Genomic DNA, 19392 nt, shown 5'->3' with positions numbered 1-19392 from the left:
GGTTACAAATTAAATTTGTAACCGCTTTTTTATTGATCGTTTTCAAAAAAATACATCAAACACTTCTGAAATATTAGATACAAAACACTAGTTAAAAATTATTTATATTAGAAGATTGACTATTCATTTTCAAACTTAAAATTTAAAAAATGAGCGACAATTCTTCTAATTCTGAGGCTACCAAGCGCATTGCCGCCATAGATCTGGGTACCAATTCTTTTCATGCCGTTCTGGTAGACATTTATCCCGATGGTAGTTTCCGTACAGTAAATAAGCTTAAAGAAATGGTTATCCTCGCTGAAAAAGGACTGGAAGACAGGTTGAGCCGAGACGCTATGGATCGTGGATTAGAAGCGCTGAAAAGAATAAAGTTTTTGTGCGACAGCCATCATGTCGAAACCATTCTGGCTTATGCCACGAGTGCTATTCGGGAAGCTGAAAATGGAGGGGATTTTATTAAAGAGGCTGAAGAAGAAACAGGGATCAGGATTCGGGCTATTTCTGGAAAGATGGAGGCCGAATTGATTGGTATAGCCATTAGATACAGTATTGATTTAAAAGACGAAATGGTACTTATGGCCGATATCGGCGGTGGAAGTGTTGAATTTATCATTGGCAATCATAAGAAGTTTATCTATCATAATAGTTTAAAACTTGGAGTCGCTCGTATGGCTGCTGCCTTTGTAAATTCAGACCCAATTGAAGACAAGGATATTGATCACTTACAAAAGCACTATAGAGAGGAACTTGCCGAAGTCCTAAAGCTGGCCAAAGAACATCATGTAAAAACCATCATTGGCTCTTCTGGAACTATGGAAAATATAGCCGAAATGGTTGCCCATAAAAACTCCCTCCCAACCAAGATGAGTCTAAATGAACTTGAATTTAGCAGCGTTGATTTTAAGGACTTATACACCAACTTTATCAAACTGGATAAAAAGCAACGACTTGATCAAAAAGGCTTAGAAGAGAAAAGAGTTGATATCATTAATCCTGGGATGGTTTTAGTGAATTTTCTTGTGGATGAGCTGAAACTTGAAGCAATTAAAATATCAGAAGCGGCCCTCAGGGAAGGGATGATCATGAATTTTATCACTAACAAAAAAGAACAACTTAACCTGGACCTCGTAGCCAATTTCAAAGACCCGCGCCGACGAAGTGTTTTTGAATTACTTCGTAAATGCAACTGGGCGGAAGCACATTCCCAGCATGTTGCTCGTTTTGCGCTTCAACTTTTTGATGAATTTAAGCAAGAATTAAAATTAGAGGAATCAGACAGGGAGTTGTTGGAATTTGCGGCTTTACTGCATGATATCGGTTATTATATCTCTTACCGAAAGCACCATAAGCATGCGCTTTATCTCATACGATATTCAGATTTGCTTGGGTTTAAAGAGGATGAAATCAATATAATGGCCAATGTAGCCCGGTATCATAGAAAATCTGCACCGCATAAACGCCATAAGCGGTATAGAAAATTAAACAAAGCCAACCGAAAACGAGTTAAAAAATTGTCAGCAATCCTAAGGATTGCCGATGGTTTGGATAGAAGTCATTATCAAAATGTGCAAAAACTAGAAATCGAGCATAAAGATGAAACCGTCCACCTGCGTATCACGACCCAGGCAGACCCTGAACTTGAGATCTGGGGAACTCTCCGCAAAGCCGATCTCCTTGAAAAACTGATCGGAAAAACAATAAAAGTTTTTCAGGTGAAAGAAAAACCAACACCATAGGCTGAGACCAATGTCATCCTAGCTTAGCATTCACTTAAAATATGTTTTAATGTCCAGAATTTTACTTAAACGCCTCCAACCAAGACAGTTTTTCTTTTTCTAAAGTCAACTCCAAGCCTAATTTTAAATCTTGCTTGGTATTAACTTAATATTTATGTTTATGAAAAATTTAGAATTAACTCAGATGGAAAATGTAAATGGAGGGCTTGATGGTGGTGACATTATGTGTGGTTTCGCAATTGCTAGTTTTGGCGTATCAGCAGCTGCCTTATTCAGTACTGGAGTTGGAGCGCCTGTTGCTTATGCAGCTATAGGTTATGCACTTGCTACTCCTGCTTTAACTGGCTGTTTTCTATAATTAAAATTTTAAATATGAGAAAAGTGCTTTTATTTTTATCATTAACAATTTTAGGATCTGTTATTGGAGTTTATCTATTTTTTGAGTTGAATAAAACAGAAACATTAATGGCTATTTTAATAGGTACTTCAATGATAATGACTCCAATTGGTTTAATATTAGAATTAAATAAAAGATCTGATAGAGCCTAATTTTAAAATTTATTATTTAAACCGCCTCCCAAAAGGCGGTTTTTCTTTTTCTAAAGTCAACGCCAATCCCTAGATGTATAAAAGTGATTTGGATAGAAAAATTGATTTTGCATTTTTTAAAAACATACTCCTCAGTCCTCCCTCAAGGGAGGAAGCTAAATTACCGATATATTAGTCTGGGTTTTCCCTTGAGGGAAATGCCGATAGGCAAAGGGTGTTATACGTTGTGTAATTCCTAACCAATGTAACGCCAAGCCCAATTTTAAAACTCTAAGACTTGTACTAAAAACATAGAAACTGTCCCGCTAGGAACTATCTTATAGGTAAAAACTTAAAGCATCAACTGAGCCAGCGTGCCGTTAGGTACGCCATATGCTTTCAGGAGTGCCTTTTAGATTATACATATTTAGTACCTAACGCCACAAGGTTTCAAAAGCCGCTTTAAAGTTACCGATATAAAGTCTCTAACGAGACAATTCCAACGTAAGGTTTTGTATAAAGGTTCGTTTGTAAAGTCTTGAAGCTATAAAGCTAAGCCTAACTCTAAAACTTGGACTAAAAACATAGAGCCTGTCCCGCTAGAGACTATCCTATAGGTAAAACCTAAAACGTCAACTAAGCCGGCGTGCCTTTAAGTACGCTATATGGTTTGTGAGGTTTGTGTTGTCCTGTTTCCTGTTTCTTGTTTCCTCTTTTACGTCTATTGTCTAAAATCTTATGTCCTAAATCTTACTTCTTATCTCTATCTCCCAATCGTCTCTTCAAAAAGCTTCAAAATTCGTCTATACTCATCTGTCCAGCTACTAGGCTGGGTAAAGCCATGACCTTCGATGGGATAGACAGCTAGTTCCCAATTCTCTTTTTCCAGCTCAATAAGGCGTTGTGAGAGTCTAACGACATCCTGAAAATGCACATTGGTATCAATAATGCCGTGAGCTATCAATAAATAGCCCTCTAATCCCTCAGCAAAGTAAATCGGTGAAGATTGTCTGTAAGCAATAGGATCCAGGTGGGGCTCGTTTAAAATATTAGACGTGTAACCATGGTTATAATGCGCCCAGTCGGTCACAGACCTTAAGGCAGCACCAGCGGCAAAGGTGTCCGGTTCATTAAACATTCCCATCAAGGTGATAAACCCACCATAACTCCCACCATAGATGCCAATTTTATCTGGATTGACACCGTGATTTTCAACAAGGTAGTTGGCACCGTCGACCTGATCTGATAAATCTTTACCTCCCATATGGCGGTAGATGCCAGTTCGCCAGTCTCTGCCATAGCCAGCACTTCCTCTATAATCGATATCCAAAACGGTATAACCCAAATCGGTTAACAAATTATGGAACATATATTCTCTAAAGTAACTCGACCACCATTTGTGGGCATTTTGCAAATAACCCGCACCGTGCACAAAGATGACAGCAGCACCTTTATCTACACTTTCTTCGGGTTTGTAAAGCCTGGCGTAAGGTTGAGCGCCATCTTCAGCTTCAAATTGAATCAGCTCTGGCGTTCTCCAGTTGTAGGCTTCGAAAGCTTCAGACTGACCGTCTGTGAGTTGCTTGGCCTCCGCATTGGCTTTGGTTTTCTTTAGATATAATTCTTCTGGTGAATTGGAATTGGAATACACAATCGCCATTTGCTTTTCATCTGGAGATAAGATCACGCTGTTTTTACCTTCCATAGACGTCAACTGCGTAGCTTTTCCTCCCATAACCGGCATTTTATAAAAATGACGTTCACCAGGGTGCACTTCAGAAGAGGTGAAATACCAGGATTTTTTATCATTGGACAGTTGCGGACTAAAAACTTCATAATCGCCTTTAGTCAGTTGCTTTTGAGTATTGTTTTCTACATTATGAAGATATAGATGCGAATAACCTGTAGCTTCCGACTGGTAGTACACATGCTGATCGTCGGCCAGCCAGCCTAAAGTTCCGCCACCGTAATAACTGCCTATGCCTGGTCCTGCAATCCAAGCCTCATCATGTTGTCGGTCTAAAACTTCTAAACTTCCATCGTTCAAATTCAGAAGAGCAATCCAGCGATCTTTGTTATCCTGAGCTCTAATGGATACGACGGCGTGCTGGTCGTTAGATGAAAATTCAACATCAGAAAAGCTCACTGCTCTCTGTTTTTCTTCCCATTCTCTGTCGGGGTAATCTTCAGTATATCCTGGCAAATCGGTGATGCCCGGAAGGGAAGACACATCAATTTTAAATACGGTATCCTTCTGAATATGATACAGGTATAAATCTCTTTGAGCAGTTTGATCGCCGACTTTACTTCTTGTATTCAATGGCTCGGTATAACCTGAAGCATCGACATAGTTGGGAACGATTGTATTTTCTGGTGAATCGGGTGTATAAGTTTGGAAAGTCAAAAAATTTCCAGTTTCACTGATGTTGAAGTTGAAAGCGTGTTGTTTATCAAGGTAAAACGTGTACTCATCATCGGTCAATAATTCTCGATTTTTGTCTCTTAATTCACTGGTCTCTTTTTGAGTTCTGACTTCTTCAAGTAAACTCAAGTTTTCATCCTCTATCCATTGGTTTTTTTCAGATTTTTTGGATTCCTTATCATTGGAGCTTCCAGATTCTATGTTGGTTTTCTTATGAATTTGTCCTAGATCAACATTATAAACATAGAGATCATTATTACTGATAAATGCATATTCAAAATCGGAAATGAACTTAGGACTTTGAATGTTTTCACCCAAATCTAAAACAAGTTCCGTTTTATTCTTTTTGACATCATGAAGATACAAATCACCGGATTTTGTAAGCAGCTTCTGGGTTCGCTTATCGTTATAATCCCCGTACGGAGAAACCATCGCTTTTTTCTCCAAACTTACTTTTTTGATGGCTGAAGTATTGTTCAATCTGACTTTGTAAAGTGAATCTGATACGTTTTTTTCTGGATTGTAATCAAAATAAATCACATTGGATTGTTCACTCCATTCAACAGCAGAAGGAAAAGTACCCATCCAGTTGGGGTCCCGCATGATTTTTTGAACAGATAAATCGGATTGTGCAAATCCTGTAAGACTTGCTAAAAGCGTAAGAATAAGAAATCGTAATGATAGAGCCATGAAATATTTAATTTTGAGAATTATTCAAATATAGCAGGTTTTCAGTTAAAGGTAAGAGTTCAAATCTTACTAACTTTAAACCTTAATAATGATGCTATGACCAGAAATTTCAAAAAAAGTTTAATGCTTTTAATAGTATTCAGTTTTGCAAGTGGTTTTTCTCAAGACAAAAAAGCCTTTGCTCTTTTTAGTCAGAAAGGTGAATCAATGAGTTATCAAAGGATTTTGGATAGCATTTCTAAAACGGATATTGTACTTTTTGGAGAATTTCATAACAATCCGATTTCGCACTGGCTTCAGTTTGAACTGATTTCAGATTTAAAAAACAACAACATCAACCTTGTTATCGGTGCCGAAATGTTTGAAACCGACACGCAGAATTCAATAAACCTTTATCTCAGTGATAGTTTAGCAGAAAATGAATTCAGAAAAAAGGCGAGAGTGTGGAGAAATTATTCAACAGACTATAAACCAGTTGTGGAGTTTGCAAAATCAACCTCAACGCCGTTTATAGCTACTAATATTCCAAGACCTTATGCCACTAAAGTTTATAAAAACGGAGGCTTTTCAGCTTTAGATTCGCTTTCTCAGGGTGAATATGATTTTATGGCTCCATTACCCATTCCTTTTAGTATTAAATTGAGTTCTTACCAGAATATGCTGGACATGATGGGTGGTCACGGCGGCGAGGACCTTGTAAAAGCTCAGGCCATCAAAGATGCAACCATGGCACATTTTATTCTGAAAAACTTACAGCCCAATCAAGTATTTTTTCACCTCAACGGCAGCTACCATTCCAATGATTTTGAAGGCATTTACTGGTATCTTAAAACCTACAGAGAAAACCTCAATATTCTAACATTTTCAACTGTTGAACAGACGGAATTAAATGTTCTTGAAAAAGAACATCTCAACAAAGCAAATTTTATTATTGTTGTTGACGAAAACATGACAAAAACCTATTGAATTATGAGCGAATCACTTAAAGTCACGTACATACAAACCGAACTCACCTGGGAAAACCCAAAGGCTAATAAAGCTCATTTTGAACAAAAGCTTACTGAGTGTCCTCAGGATACAGATTTAATCATTCTTCCAGAAATGTTTACCACCGGATTTTCCATGAATGCTGAAGCCAACGCTGAAGAAGTAGAGGAGATTCTGGGATGGATGAAAGCTCAATCCAAAAAGTTTCAAGTTGCCATCACTGGAAGTGCTATGATAAAAGAAAACGGAAACTATTTCAACAGAATGTTTTTTGTAGAACCGGACGGAGAGGTTTCTAAATATGATAAAAAACACTTGTTTACCCTGGCTAAAGAACATGAAACCTATACGCCTGGCAAAGAAAGATGTGTCGTAGATTATAAAGGATGGAAAATATGTTTACAGGTTTGTTATGATCTTCGTTTTCCAGTTTGGGCAAGAAATAAAGATGATTATGATGCTTTGATTTATGTGGCCAACTGGCCAGAAAAACGTGTTTCTGCCTGGGATATTCTATTGCAGGCCAGAGCTGTTGAGAACATGAGTTATTGCATTGGGCTAAACATTATTGGCACCGACGGAAATGATTTTCCATACGTGGGCCATTCTTCAGCCTATGATGCATTAGGAAATTGCTTAAGTGAACATGACCCAGAAGAGGAAGCTATACAAACAGTGACTCTGGAAAAATCCCATCTGTACAGACTAAGAGATAAATTAGGATTCTTAAGAGATAAAGACAGTTTTAGTATAAAGTAATAGTCAAAATTTCATCAAAATACGCCCTTATTTTTACTGGTTGATTCTCATAAAGCACCGGTTCTGGTTTTAACCCTTCAAGAAAATCGCCAGTATCCCATCTACCATTGGCATTGAGGTCATAAATCAATCTTATATAATAAGAACCAGGTTCTATCAACCTAAAATCAACTGTATTTTTTTCTGTTTCATAAACGGAAGATATTACTTTTCCTTTATCATCGACGAGTTCTACAATGATAGGAAATTCTTCTACATTTGTAATTGTCAGTTGTAAATTTCCAAAATCTTCAATAGCTCTCGTATTATAAGAATAGTTCAAGCTATCATTTGTAGTTTCAAAAAAGTCTGTAACAGCTCCTGGAAAAAGATCGATTTTATAAGAGGTTTTTTCTTGCTTTTCAAACTTAAATATCAAATGATTATACAACGTATCTATCATCAGGTCAAATTCTACTGGAATAGAATCTTGTGTCATCATCCGGATTGAATCTTTTTCAAAAGTTGAGAAAGGCGTGTTGGCTTTTAATTTAAAATCGGCCAAAAGTTTATTTTTATTAATTTTTACTTCTGAAATTTTTAAAGAATCCTCTTCGATTTGTTTCGGTCTTATTTCTAAAGTATCTGTTCTTCCTTGATTTCTAAATGTGAAAAGTAAACTATCTTTTTCTAAATAAGGTTTGTACCAATAATGAATCGTATCAGTTTCCTCATCCTTAAAATATTTGGCTTGAAATGGCTCGGAAGTTTCAGAAAGCAGATCGATTTGATAATCTTCTAACCTCCCTTGAAAACCAAATTCAAAATGTTGTTTTGAGATTTGCTTTGGACGAAATCCTTCAAAATCTAATTCTTCTTTAAAAACCAAAATATCATAAAGTTGATTGGTTGGAATCTTAACAGTGTCTTCAACAAACCCGATTTTGTCTTGCGCCGGATTAAATTTGTAGTTATTGTTTTTATCTGCAATAGCTACCATTTTATAATTGCCTGGTTTCAAATTATCAAGACTGAAAAGTGAGGTTGAATCTCTCACAAAAGAAATGTATCGAGGTATTTTATTATACACAACCGAATCTGAATAGGTAGAATCCAAAGGGTATAGCATTACAGAAATATTTTCATCAGAAACTCTGCTATAAGCATCAAAAACATTTCCTTCTACCTGAAGAGAATCCACAATATCTCCTGTTGAGAACACATATTTAAAATAAGAGAGTTTGTTTCCCTCATTATTATCTTCAATGCTGTTTCCAAAATTTACAGTATAAGTAGTATTGTCATCAAGTGAATCTCTTGGAATTTCAAGTCTTACATACCTGCTGGCTGGACCTAGTGGATAAATATTAGGTCTAGGTTCTATAGGTGGAGAAAAGATAATTTGTTGACGTGGATCTTCAAGTTTCACATATTCATTAAAGTTGATAACTACTTCTTTTTTATTATAATTGGTTGAATAATTTTCAGGATTAGAATTCACAACCTTTGGAGGGTCTTCATCTATAGGACCTCCATCTGGCCTGCCTCGTTGTGCGCAAGATGAAATGGTAATTACTAAAACAACAACAGAAAGGAATTTGAAAAAATGAATTTTCATATTTAGAATTAAGTTTATGCAAATAAACAACAAAATATAGATTTAATTATTTGCTTACCGCTATAGTTGCAATGTTTAGATTGTTAACTCCAGCATCTTTTAAGGCCAGATAACAAGCCTCTAATGTAGCGCCAGTAGTGACTAAATCATCTACCAATAATACAGACTTATCAGATAAAACTGCTTGTTTTTCAACATAAAAATGATTTTGAACGACTTCTGTTCTAGCCAATCTATTTTTGAATACTTGTGTTTTGGAATTAGACCTTCTTTTTAGCAAAGTATCATTATAAACAGCAGAGAGTTTTTTAGCTATTTCTTTTCCAAAACCTTCCACTTGGTTGTAGCCTCTTTGCCTAAAACGTTGATTATGTAATGGAACAGGCAAGACAACGTCTATTTTATTTTTCCATCCACTATCTACTAATAATTCCCCAAGCCATTCGCCAAGATGATAGCTCAATTCTTCATTTCCTTTGTATTTTAAATCGTGGATTAGGTTTTGAATAATTCCTTTTTTTTCAAAATAAAATAAACTCACAGCCTGATCCAGTAGAACTCGACCGTAAAGAATTTTATGCAAATCGTGATCACCGTCAAAAAAATTGGAATAGAGCGGAAGTTCATTCCTGCAAAATGTACAAATTGAGGTTTCATCCTTCAATAATGCAGTTTCACAACAAGCACAGAGTTTTGGAAACAAAAAGTTTTTGAAATCCTGAAGCATCTGATAATAAATTGGTTGCTTTAAAGTTAGCAAAAAATCAGACTAGTTGAATTAAAATATAAATTGAGCACTTAAAGCTGATATTGGAGCAATAATTTATCGACTAACTCTTAAAATAAAGCCTTGTTTTTTTACTTTTGTCTCATGGCAAAAGAACAAGACAAATTCAAACACGTAATATCCCACGCCAAAGAGTATGGGTATATTTTTTCTTCCAGCGAAATCTATGACGGCTTAAGTGCGGTTTACGATTACGGACAAAACGGTGTAGAACTGAAAAACAACATCAAAGCGTATTGGTGGAAAAGCATGGTGCAACTCCATGAGGAGATTGTAGGCTTAGATGCAGCTATCCTTATGCACCCCAACACCTGGAAAGCTTCTGGTCATGTGGATGCATTCAATGATCCTATGATAGATAATAAGGATTCCAAGAAAAGATACCGTGCAGATGTTTTGGTAGAAGATTACGTAGAAAAAATAGAACAAAAAGCTCAAAAAGAAATTGCTAAAGCTAGGAAACGCTTTGGAGATAAGTTTGATGAACAAGAATTCGTCAGTACGCATCCACGAGTGGTCAAATACAGAGCGCAGTCAAAAGAAATTCTTTCGCGTTTGGCAAAATCCCTTACCGATGAAGATCTTGCAGATGTAAAAGCGCTTATCGAAGAACTCGAAATTGCCTGTCCTGTTAGCGGTTCTAGAGATTGGACCAACGTCAAACAATTCAACTTGATGTTTGGAACCAAACTTGGTGCTTCAGCAGAATCTGCTTCAGATTTATACTTGAGACCAGAAACAGCTCAGGGTATTTTTGTAAATTTTTCGAACGTCCAGAAAACCGGCCGTATGAAGATTCCTTTTGGCATTGCCCAAATAGGAAAAGCCTTTAGAAATGAAATTGTAGCCAGGCAGTTTATTTTCCGTCAGCGTGAGTTCGAACAAATGGAAATGCAATATTTTGTACGCCCTGGAGATGAGCTTAAATGGTTTGAGCATTGGAAGGAAGTTAGAACAAAATGGCATCAATCTTTAGGCCTTGGCGAAGAAAATTACAGGTTCCACGATCACGAGAAAATGGCTCATTATGCCAATGCGGCAACTGATATTGAATTCAATTTTCCTTTTGGTTTTAAAGAATTGGAAGGCATTCATTCCAGAACAGACTTCGATCTGAAAGCTCACGAAAACCTCTCTGGTAAGAAATTACAATTTTATGATCCAGAGCTAGGTAAAAACTATGTGCCTTACGTTATTGAGACTTCTATAGGATTGGACAGAATGTTCTTGGCTGTGTTTTCCAGCGCTTTGAAAGAGGAAACTTTAGAAGATGGAAGCTCTAGGACTGTATTGAAAATACCATCTGTTCTTGCGCCAGTAAAAGCTGCAATTTTCCCACTTATCAAAAAAGATGGGTTACCTGAAATTGCACAGGAGATCCTGAAAGATTTGCAATGGGATTTCAATGTTGTTTACGATGAAAAAGATGCTGTAGGAAGACGTTACAGAAGACAAGATGCAGCAGGCACGCCATTTTGTATTACTGTAGACCATGATACTAAAGAAGATAATTGTGTAACTATACGACACAGAGATACAATGGTGCAAAAACGTGTTCCTATCTCTGAAGTTAAATCGATTATCAAAAAAGATATTGATTTTAAAACCTGGTTAAATATTTAAAAAATTAAATTATTTTCAAATAAATACATTGTCAACTAAGTATTAACCGAGCTTTAACAGCAAAACCGATGATTTAATCTTAGATTTGTGTTAAACAAAAAAAATAATTAAAATGGCAAATAACACAGGAAATACAATCTTAGCATTGTTAACAGGAACAGCAGTTGGCGTAGGATTGGGATTATTATACGCTCCTCAAAGTGGTGAAAAGACCAGAAAACAACTTAGAGATGAGTCAGATCATCTACAAGATAGTTTGAATAAAAAATATAAGGAAACTTCATCTCATCTCAGTGATTATGCCGCTGAAGCTAAAAAAAATATTGAAGAAAAATTAGAGAAAACATTTTCTTCAGTAAATAACAAGGCTGATAGCATGTTATCAAAACTTGAAGGTGAACTTGATGAGCTTAAGAAGAAAAATGCTGAGCTTCAGAAAGAATTGAAAAAGAAATAATTCACTTTAAATCTCTTCATGAAGAATTCTATTGGAAATCATTTTGAAAATTTAACTCAAGATACCAAAGAAGCTATAAATCATACCGTTGATTATTACAAATTAGATCTCTTTAAGAAAACTGCTTTAAGCTTAATATCTGGAGGCCAGTTTGTAATAAAAATCGGTATACTGATCTTGATCTTATTTTTTATTTCTTTGGGTTTATCTTTCCTTATTGGAAATCATTTGGGTTCAGTTTCCTATGGTTTTTTTATAGTTGGAGGAGCTTATATTGTTCTTCTCATTATTATTAGCCTTTTTGGAAAAAAACTTTTAGAAAAACCAATTTTAAAATTTTTAAATAAGATTTTAAATTCAGGTGATAAATTAGAAGAGGAAATTAAAAAAGAGCTAAGTCAAACTGAATCCTCAGATTTATGAAAAAATATAAGTCAATAAAAGAAATAGATTTAGATTTAAAAGTCTTAAAATTTGAAGCTGAAATTAGTAAGCAAAAAGCTAATATAGATTTGATTTATATTAAAAGATCGCTCTCATTTTCGAATGTTGTAGCTGAGCTAATTTCATTTTTTGGACAAAAAGCAATCTATGCTAGGATTGGAACTCAAATCTTACGAAAATTTGGATTGTAATTCACCATGCTAATTGAATTTAAAAAGGGCTGTAATAAATATTACAGCCCTTTTTAATTGTAATAATTTTTTGATCTTACTCCTTATTTTCTTTTCTCAGTTTTACCTTCTTCAGCGGCTTTGCGTTCTTTTCGCTCGTTTTGTTTTTTCATCTCTTCACCAATTTGACTAGAAGCGGTAAATGAAGCTATCATATCATTCAGCATATTACTACCTGCTTCTGGAGCATTGGGTAGTAAAATTAAGTTGGAGTTGGTTTGGCTACCAACGGATTGAAGTGTATCATAATGTTGTGTCACAACAATTAAAGCGGAAGCTTCCTGAGAATTTATACCTACGTTATTTAGTACCTCAACACTTTCTTCAAGACCTCTAGCAATTTCTCTACGCTGGTCGGCAATACCTTGCCCTTGTAATCTTTTACTTTCGGCTTCTGCTCTGGCAACAGCTACTATTTTAATACGCTCAGCTTCTCCTTCGAACTCAGCAGCTACTTTTTCCCGCTCTGAGGCATTAATTCGGTTCATGGAATCTTTTACCTTATCATCTGGGTCTATATCGGTAACAAGCGTTCTAATGATGTCATAACCGTAATCTAGCATTGCATCATTTAGTTCTGTTTTTACGGCATTAGCAATATCATCTTTACGCTCAAACACATCATCCAATTTCATTTTAGGGACTTCAGCTCTTACTACGTCAAACACATAAGAGGTGATCTGAGCACTAGGACTTTCTAGTTTATAAAAGGCATCATAAATCTTAGCTCTTGTCACTTGATATTGGACTGAAACTTTAAGATGAACAAATACATCATCTTTAGTTTTTGTTTCAACATTCACATCTAACTGTTGAATTTTCAAATTTATACGACCGGCAATCTTATCTATAAGTGGTATTTTGAAATGTAAACCAGAGTTTCTGATGCTTAGAAATTTACCAAATCGTTCCACAATCGCCGCTGTTTGCTGCTTAACTGTAAAAATTCCACTTATAATGATAAAAAAAGCAATTACCACTATAAAAATACTCACGAATGAACCCATAATTTTTTGTTTGATTAGTTACTAAAAGTAGAACTTTTGACTTAGTATTTCAGGTAATTATTTTAAAAAATTATGACAATTCTTCAATAGCAAAATTAAGCCTTGAAATAGTTTGATCTTTACCTATAGACGCAGCAATATGAAATACATCCGGACCTCGCATTGCACCAACAAGTGATAGTCGAAGCGGTTGCATAATCTTTCCGAAACCAAGTTCTTGAGTGTTGATCCAGTCTTTCACTTCAGCTTGTACATTAGTTTGAGAAAAATCTTCCAACCCCTTAAGTTTAGCAATCAAAGCTCGCATCCATACTTGAGAATCTTTTTTCCAGGCTTTTTTGGCTGATTTTTCATCAAATTCTTTTGGAGCTTCAAAATAGAAAAAAGACAAATCCCAAAATTCTGATACAAAGGTCGCTCGCTCTCTTATCGTTTTCACAACCTCTTCAACATAGTCTTTTTCAGGATAGATTTCTTTTTGAGCAAGAATAGGCAAAAACTGGTTAACCAGTTCTTCAACTGGTCTTTCTTGTAGATAATGATGTTGAAACCATTCTGTTTTCTCAGGGTCAAATTTAGCTCCAGATTTATGAACCCGTGTCAATTCGAATTTTTGAGTCATTTCTTCAATAGAGAAAAATTCTTGGTCTGTTCCATCATTCCAGCCAAGAAGAGCTAGCATGTTTGTCAAAGTTTCTGGAAGATAACCTTCTTCTCTATAACCCGCTGAAACATTGCCAGTTTCTGGATCTTTCCATTCAATTGGGAAGACTGGGAATCCAAGCTGATCACCATCACGCTTACTCAATTTTCCTTTTCCGCTTGGTTTAAGAATTAAAGGTAAATGCGCAAATTTTGGTACATCCCAACCGAAAGCTTCGTATAAGGATACATGAAGCGGAAGAGAAGGCAACCATTCTTCACCACGTATCACGTGGGTAATTCGCATCAAATGGTCATCTACAATATTAGCCAGATGATAGGTGGGCATGCCATCGCTTTTGAAAAGTATTTTGTCATCAAGAACTTCAGTATCTACTTCAATATAGCCTCTTATCTCATCATGAAGTTCCAAAGTTTTATGCGCTTCGGTTTTGAAACGAATTACATAATCTTCTTTCTTTTCTAATTTTTCTTTTAGCTCTTCAGAAGAAAGGTGAAGAGAATTATTCAAGGAGTCTCTATTTTTTGGACCATAGCTAAATTTTGTTCCCTCTTTTTCTGCTTCTTTTCGCTTTGCGTCTAGTTCATCTTCAGTATCAAAAGCGTAATAGGCACGGCCATTATCAATGAGTTTATCAACGTATTCTTCATAAATAGCTTTACGCTCACTTTGCCTATATGGACCGCAGTCACCAGGTTTTTCTGGACCTTCGTCGTAAGAAATCCCACACCAGTCCAGACTTTCTTTGATGTACTGCTCGGCACCCTCTACAAATCTGTTTTGATCTGTATCTTCAATTCTCAAAAGAAAATCGCCGCCGTGTTTTTTGGCGAATAAATAATTATATAAAGCAGTTCTTACACCACCAATATGTAAAGGTCCAGTTGGACTTGGGGCAAATCTTACTCTTACGTTCGTATCCATTTGTCTGTTTTTTCACAAATATAAAATATATTGATGTTCACAAAACCAAATTCAACTTTTAAGAAAGATAAACAGCATTTTAAAAACTTTTTCTGTTGAATTTTTTTACGTCAACTTAATACCTTTCGATTCATTTCTTAAAGCTTTATCTAAATCTAAACTTCCTAAGCGATAGAGATCATACTAAAGCTGATTTAAGGATGGGATAAGTAACTTGAAGAGTTTGTGAGATTTTTTTAAAAAAAACTACTCGGATAGAAACAAAATGTTTGTAGCAGAAATGGTTTTCTATTCCATAGTGTTCTGTTAAGTGCTACATATAAATCTTCGAGCTAAATATAAATCCTTAAAATTCATTGATGAATATGATCTTCCTTGGTTTTCTTATTTTCTCTATATTCAACGATAATAAGAATAAGGTTGACTATGATGAGATAGCCAAAGGCTAGCTTGTCAATTATAAAAAACAACACAAGACTTGAAGAAAGTAAAAGCAGCCTTCTTTTGGTTTTAAAAGTCATAGGATAGTACTTGAAGCCAAGGTTTTAACTTGATGTCTGCTAATTTAAGAATTGAAATTATCTTTTTAAGTTTAATGATGGAAAAATTTACACGTTTCAATCCTCTCACACAAAGCTTTCCAGACCGTTAAAAATTCACAAGTCTTTAGAAATAAGCAGGTTAATTAATACCTTAGCGAGTTATATTAAAGTCATTGGAAAAGAGTATGCAGAATTATAAAATCATAGAAAACAAACTAGAGCGTTTTATCCAAAAGTTCTATACCAATCTTTTGATCAAAGGGGCGTTGTTGTTTTTGGGGTTCAGCCTGTTGCTTTTTATTTTTGGGGCGGCTCTGGAATATTTCCTCTGGTTCGATTCTGGGGTGAGGACGCTTTTGTTCTGGACGATAATAACGGCGGAAGCTGTCTTGTTTTTCAAGTTGATTTTAATGCCGATAGGTCAGTTGTTCAAGCTCTCCAAAGGCATTGATTTTAATGAAGCTTCGTCTCAAATTGGCAATCATTTTCCTGAAGTCAGCGATAAACTAAAAAACATTCTGCAACTGAAGTCTCAGGGGGCGGACGACGAACTGGTCCTTGCCAGCATTGAGCAAAAGGCCAAAGCCCTTAAAGGTATTCCGTTTCAGTTGGCGATTGATTTTAAACAGAATGTCAAGTATCTGCGGTTTTTGGTGATTCTCGTTTTGGTTCTGCTGGCCATTTGGGTGTCTGGCTTTGGCGATTCCTTTTCTTACAGTTACAAGCGTATTGTAAATTACAATACGGCTTATGAGGCGCCAGCGCCTTTTCAATTTTCTATTCTGAATAAAAATCTCGATGCTAAAAAAGGACAATCCTTTCAACTGAATGTACAAACACTGGGCGAGGTAAAACCAGAAGATGTTTTTATTTCGGTGGATGGGGAAGAAGTCAGGCTTCAAGAGTCCAACGGCATTTACAGCTACACTTTCAAAAATGTGTCTGAGGCTAAACCGTTTCAGTTGAAAGCCAACAAGGTGACTTCCCCAACCTATGAACTCCATGCTTTGGATATTCCTGTAGTGAAGGACATGAAAATGAACCTGAATTATCCTGACTACATCAACCAAAGCAACAAATCAATATCGGGAACGGGTAACGTTTCAGTCCCGGAAGGAACACAAATTGAATGGATCATCTCTACGGAAACGACAGACCAGGTCGATTTTTTGAGTGACGCAGATACGCTCAGATTTGCTGTGGAAAACTCTGAATTTACCTTGAGACAAATTCAGAAGAGAAGCAAAAACTACTCCATAGCTACCTCCAACTCTAACTTCAAAAACTACGATGTCCTCAACTATTCCATAGAAGTCGTTAAGGATGAATTTCCTAAGCTGAAACTGCAGCAAAAGAAAGATACCTTGCTTACGGAACAGTCTTATTTCTTCGGAAAATTGACAGATGATTACGGATTAACCAAGCTACAAATTGTTTATTACACTATTGATAATCAGGAAGATAAAACCAAAAAGCCGCTTGACTTATCAAAAGCAAATTACTCTGAATTTTCTTATGCCTTTCCTAATGAGGGTCTGGAACTAAAGCCTGGAACAGAATACCAATACTACTTTGAAGTCTTTGATAACGACGCGGTGAACGGTAGAAAATCCAGCAAATCTGAAGTATTTTCTTACCGTAAAAAAACAGATTTTGAAGAGTCTTCTGAAAATTTGAAAAGACAAAATACCTCGGTTGAAAAACTCTCTGAAGAATTGCAGCAGCGCAAGGAAAATTCTAAGGAAATAAAAGACCTTCAAAATAAGCAAAAGAAAGAAAGAAATCTGGATTACACCGAAAAGCAAAAGCTCGATAATTTCATTCAACGGCAAAAGCAGCAGATGGAAATGATGAAAAATTACAGCGAGCGCCTGAAGGAAGATTTCAAAAAACTGGATGCGGAAGAGCAGAATCAGGAGAAAGAAAATCTGGAAAATAGACTGGAAAAAAACCAGGAGCAAATTGAAAAAAATCAAAAAATGCTCGAGGAACTGGAGAAGCTAAAAGATGAAATCAATCAGGAAGATTTGAATGAAAAGTTGGAGGCTTACGATCGAGAATCTGAAAAGCAGGAGAAAAACTTGGAGCAGCTTTTAGAATTGACCAAGCGGTTTTATGTTGAAAAAAAGGCGGAGAAGCTAGCCGAGGAAATAGAAAATCTGGCCAGAGAGCAAGATGACTTATCGGAGTCTGAGGAAAATTCTTCTGAAGCTCAGGAAGACATCAATAAGAAATTTGATGAGATCAAAGAAGAATTGCAGAAGCTCGATGAGAAAAATGAAGGCTTAAAGGCGCCTATGGAACTTGGTAGCGATGAAGAATTGAGCGAAGAAATTGACCAGGACCAGGAGGAGGCTAAGGAAAAACTAGAATCTTCAGAATCTGAAAATGGAGATGCTGAGGAAAAAGAATCCAACAAAAATGACGGGAAGCAAAAGCAAAAAGACGCTTCCGAAAAGATGAAATCGCTTTCTCAAAAAATGAAAGATTCTATGTCATCCTCCAGCATGGAACAGGCTTCTGAAGATGCCGAAATGCTAAGGCAGATTTTGGATAATCTTATTATATTTTCTGTTGAGCAAGAAGGTTTAATGGAAGAATTCAAAGGTATCTCTAATTCTAATCCTGCTTATGCATCGAAACTAAAAAGGCAATCTGAATTGAGAGAGAACTTCAAGCATGTCGATGATAGTTTGTATGCACTCGCCATGAGAACACCAATGATTCAAGAAAGTATTAATGATAAAATTTCTGATATCAATTTCAATATAGAAAAATCGTTGGAGCGTCTTGCAGAAAATGAAGTGCGACTGGGAACTAGTAGTCAACAATACACGATGATGTATGCCAATGAATTATCAAACATGCTGGACGATGCTTTAGACCAGATGCAAAATCAAATGAGTGGAGTTGGTCAACCAAAGCCAGGTAGTGGAAAACCTGGGGAACAACTATCGGACATCATCAAGTCTCATGAGGAGCTAAAAGAACAAATGCAGAAAGGAGACGGTGAAGATGGTAAACAACCTGAACAAGGAGAATCTGGTGAAGAGGGAGAAGGTAAAGAAGGAGAACAAGGTCAGCAAGGAGAAGATGGTAGCAATGGAAGTGATGGAGAAAAAGAAGGGGGAAAACAAGAAGGAAGTAGAGGACAGCAAGAACAAATGAGTGGCGAGATTTATCAAATCTACAAACAACAGCAAAAGTTGAGAAACCAATTGGAAGATAGAATTAGAGAGCTCGGCTTGGAAGATAATGCCAACGAACTCAATAAAAGTTTGGATAAGCTGGAACAGGAATTGTTGATGAAAGGCTTTAGTAGTGATTTATTGAAGCAAATGGAAAATGTAAATCATCAATTGCTTAAACTAGATAAAGCGGCAAATCAGCAAGGTCAGGATGAAGAACGCGAAGCAGAAACTCGAAAAAAAGACTTAAAATCCAAATCTACGAACTGGAATGAAAAGGCTAAAGAATATTTTAACACAACTGAGATTTTAAACCGACAACAATTACCTTTGCAGCCTGAATATAAAAAGCTGATTAATATTTACTTCGATGGAAAATCCGATTAATTTTTACAGTAAAACTGATTTTGAATTAACTCAAAAGAAGAAGCATTCAAGATGGTTGGAATCTGTGATCAAAAGCGAAGGCCAAAAAGCAGGAGAAGTCAACTATATTTTTTGCAGTGATGAGGATTTATTATTCATGAATCAAAGGTATTTAGATCACGATACCTTTACAGATATTATCACTTTTGATTATTCTGAAGAGGATTTAATTTCAGCTGAAATTTATATCAGCATAGATCGTGTGAAGGAAAACGCTAAAGACTTTAAAGTAAAATTTAAAGATGAATTGAGAAGAGTTTTAGTTCATGGCGTTTTACATTGTTGCGGCTATGGTGATTCCTCAAAAGAATTAAAAGCTGAAATGAGAGCTTTAGAAACTAAAAAAATGGAATTGTTCCACGTGGAACAAAAATAGAAGTT

The 19392-nt window shown here is 36.0% G+C and carries 17 protein-coding genes; 11 read left to right on the top strand and 6 right to left on the bottom strand.

The genetic code is table 11. The features are described from left to right. Window positions 1-149: 149 nt before the first annotated feature. The 3 genes from ACFQ0R_RS04560 to ACFQ0R_RS04550 all read left to right on the top strand — a co-directional run bounded on the left by ACFQ0R_RS04560 (window position 150) and on the right by ACFQ0R_RS04550 (window position 2285). Window positions 150-1736, top strand: a complete 1587-nt coding sequence (locus ACFQ0R_RS04560; RefSeq protein WP_379657194.1) for a Ppx/GppA phosphatase family protein — start codon at window positions 150-152, stop codon at window positions 1734-1736. A gap of 160 nt (window positions 1737-1896) precedes the next feature. Continuing rightward, complete coding sequence (locus ACFQ0R_RS04555; protein ID WP_379657193.1) at window positions 1897-2094, top strand: hypothetical protein; 198 nt, start codon at window positions 1897-1899, stop codon at window positions 2092-2094. A gap of 14 nt (window positions 2095-2108) precedes the next feature. Then, window positions 2109-2285 carry a hypothetical protein gene (locus ACFQ0R_RS04550; protein ID WP_379657192.1) on the top strand — a complete coding sequence of 59 codons (177 nt, stop codon included), beginning with the start codon at window positions 2109-2111 and terminating at the stop codon, window positions 2283-2285. A gap of 742 nt (window positions 2286-3027) precedes the next feature. Here ACFQ0R_RS04550 and ACFQ0R_RS04545 read toward each other — a convergent pair. Next, window positions 3028-5376 carry a S9 family peptidase gene (locus ACFQ0R_RS04545; protein ID WP_379657191.1) on the bottom strand — a complete coding sequence of 783 codons (2349 nt, stop codon included), beginning with the start codon at window positions 5374-5376 and terminating at the stop codon, window positions 3028-3030. A gap of 123 nt (window positions 5377-5499) precedes the next feature. On the opposite strand from ACFQ0R_RS04545, the gene ACFQ0R_RS04540 reads away from it, so the two are divergent. Both ACFQ0R_RS04540 and ACFQ0R_RS04535 read left to right on the top strand, forming a co-directional pair. Then, on the top strand, window positions 5500-6342 hold the full coding sequence (locus tag ACFQ0R_RS04540) for a ChaN family lipoprotein (RefSeq protein WP_379657190.1): 843 nt from the start codon (window positions 5500-5502) through the stop codon (window positions 6340-6342). 3 nt (window positions 6343-6345) lie between these two features. After that, complete coding sequence (locus tag ACFQ0R_RS04535; RefSeq protein ID WP_379657189.1) at window positions 6346-7122, top strand: amidohydrolase; 777 nt, start codon at window positions 6346-6348, stop codon at window positions 7120-7122. On the opposite strand, the gene ACFQ0R_RS04530 is transcribed toward ACFQ0R_RS04535, so the two are convergent. Both ACFQ0R_RS04530 and ACFQ0R_RS04525 read right to left on the bottom strand, forming a co-directional pair. Then, on the bottom strand, window positions 7109-8719 hold the full coding sequence (locus ACFQ0R_RS04530; RefSeq protein ID WP_379657188.1) for an Ig-like domain-containing protein: 1611 nt from the start codon (window positions 8717-8719) through the stop codon (window positions 7109-7111). The genes ACFQ0R_RS04535 and ACFQ0R_RS04530 overlap by 14 nt on opposite strands. A 46-nt stretch (window positions 8720-8765) precedes the next feature. Beyond that, on the bottom strand, window positions 8766-9422 hold the full coding sequence (locus ACFQ0R_RS04525; RefSeq protein WP_379657187.1) for a ComF family protein: 657 nt from the start codon (window positions 9420-9422) through the stop codon (window positions 8766-8768). Between the two features lie 168 nt (window positions 9423-9590). Here ACFQ0R_RS04525 and ACFQ0R_RS04520 point away from each other — a divergent pair, with 168 nt between their 5' ends. From ACFQ0R_RS04520 to ACFQ0R_RS04505, 4 genes are all read left to right on the top strand, one after another. Then, the gene (locus ACFQ0R_RS04520; RefSeq protein ID WP_379657186.1) at window positions 9591-11129 is read left to right on the top strand and encodes a glycine--tRNA ligase; all 1539 of its coding nucleotides are present in this window, start codon (window positions 9591-9593) and stop codon (window positions 11127-11129) included. 112 nt (window positions 11130-11241) lie between these two features. Next, a complete protein-coding gene (locus ACFQ0R_RS04515; RefSeq protein WP_379657185.1) occupies window positions 11242-11586 on the top strand; it encodes a YtxH domain-containing protein in 345 nt (114 codons plus the stop codon). Window positions 11587-11604: 18 nt separating this feature from the next. Then, window positions 11605-12009: a phage holin family protein gene (locus tag ACFQ0R_RS04510; RefSeq protein ID WP_379657184.1), complete on the top strand. Its 405-nt coding sequence runs from the start codon at window positions 11605-11607 to the stop codon at window positions 12007-12009. Further along, complete coding sequence (locus tag ACFQ0R_RS04505; protein ID WP_379657183.1) at window positions 12006-12221, top strand: DUF6327 family protein; 216 nt, start codon at window positions 12006-12008, stop codon at window positions 12219-12221. Before ACFQ0R_RS04510 ends, ACFQ0R_RS04505 begins: the two co-directional genes overlap by 4 nt. An 83-nt stretch (window positions 12222-12304) precedes the next feature. On the opposite strand, the gene ACFQ0R_RS04500 is transcribed toward ACFQ0R_RS04505, so the two are convergent. The 3 genes from ACFQ0R_RS04500 to ACFQ0R_RS04490 form a co-directional block, all read right to left on the bottom strand. Continuing rightward, window positions 12305-13267: an SPFH domain-containing protein gene (locus ACFQ0R_RS04500; RefSeq protein ID WP_379657182.1), complete on the bottom strand. Its 963-nt coding sequence runs from the start codon at window positions 13265-13267 to the stop codon at window positions 12305-12307. A gap of 70 nt (window positions 13268-13337) precedes the next feature. Next, entirely contained in the window at window positions 13338-14855 is a 1518-nt protein-coding gene (gene gltX / locus ACFQ0R_RS04495; protein WP_379657181.1) for a glutamate--tRNA ligase, read from the bottom strand. Window positions 14856-15208: 353 nt separating this feature from the next. Next, entirely contained in the window at window positions 15209-15376 is a 168-nt protein-coding gene (locus tag ACFQ0R_RS04490; RefSeq protein ID WP_379657180.1) for a hypothetical protein, read from the bottom strand. A gap of 206 nt (window positions 15377-15582) precedes the next feature. Here ACFQ0R_RS04490 and ACFQ0R_RS04485 point away from each other — a divergent pair, with 206 nt between their 5' ends. Then, the gene (locus tag ACFQ0R_RS04485; protein WP_379657179.1) at window positions 15583-18972 is read left to right on the top strand and encodes a hypothetical protein; all 3390 of its coding nucleotides are present in this window, start codon (window positions 15583-15585) and stop codon (window positions 18970-18972) included. Continuing rightward, window positions 18956-19387: an rRNA maturation RNase YbeY gene (gene ybeY / locus ACFQ0R_RS04480; RefSeq protein ID WP_379657178.1), complete on the top strand. Its 432-nt coding sequence runs from the start codon at window positions 18956-18958 to the stop codon at window positions 19385-19387. Before ACFQ0R_RS04485 ends, ybeY begins: the two co-directional genes overlap by 17 nt. Window positions 19388-19392 lie beyond the last annotated feature (5 nt).

Source organism: Psychroflexus salinarum (genome assembly GCF_042677225.1).
In the GTDB taxonomy this organism is placed as follows: domain Bacteria; phylum Bacteroidota; class Bacteroidia; order Flavobacteriales; family Flavobacteriaceae; genus Psychroflexus; species Psychroflexus salinarum.
Note: the sequence above shows the minus strand (reverse complement) of the source record. Positions and strands in the feature narration are given on the sequence as shown.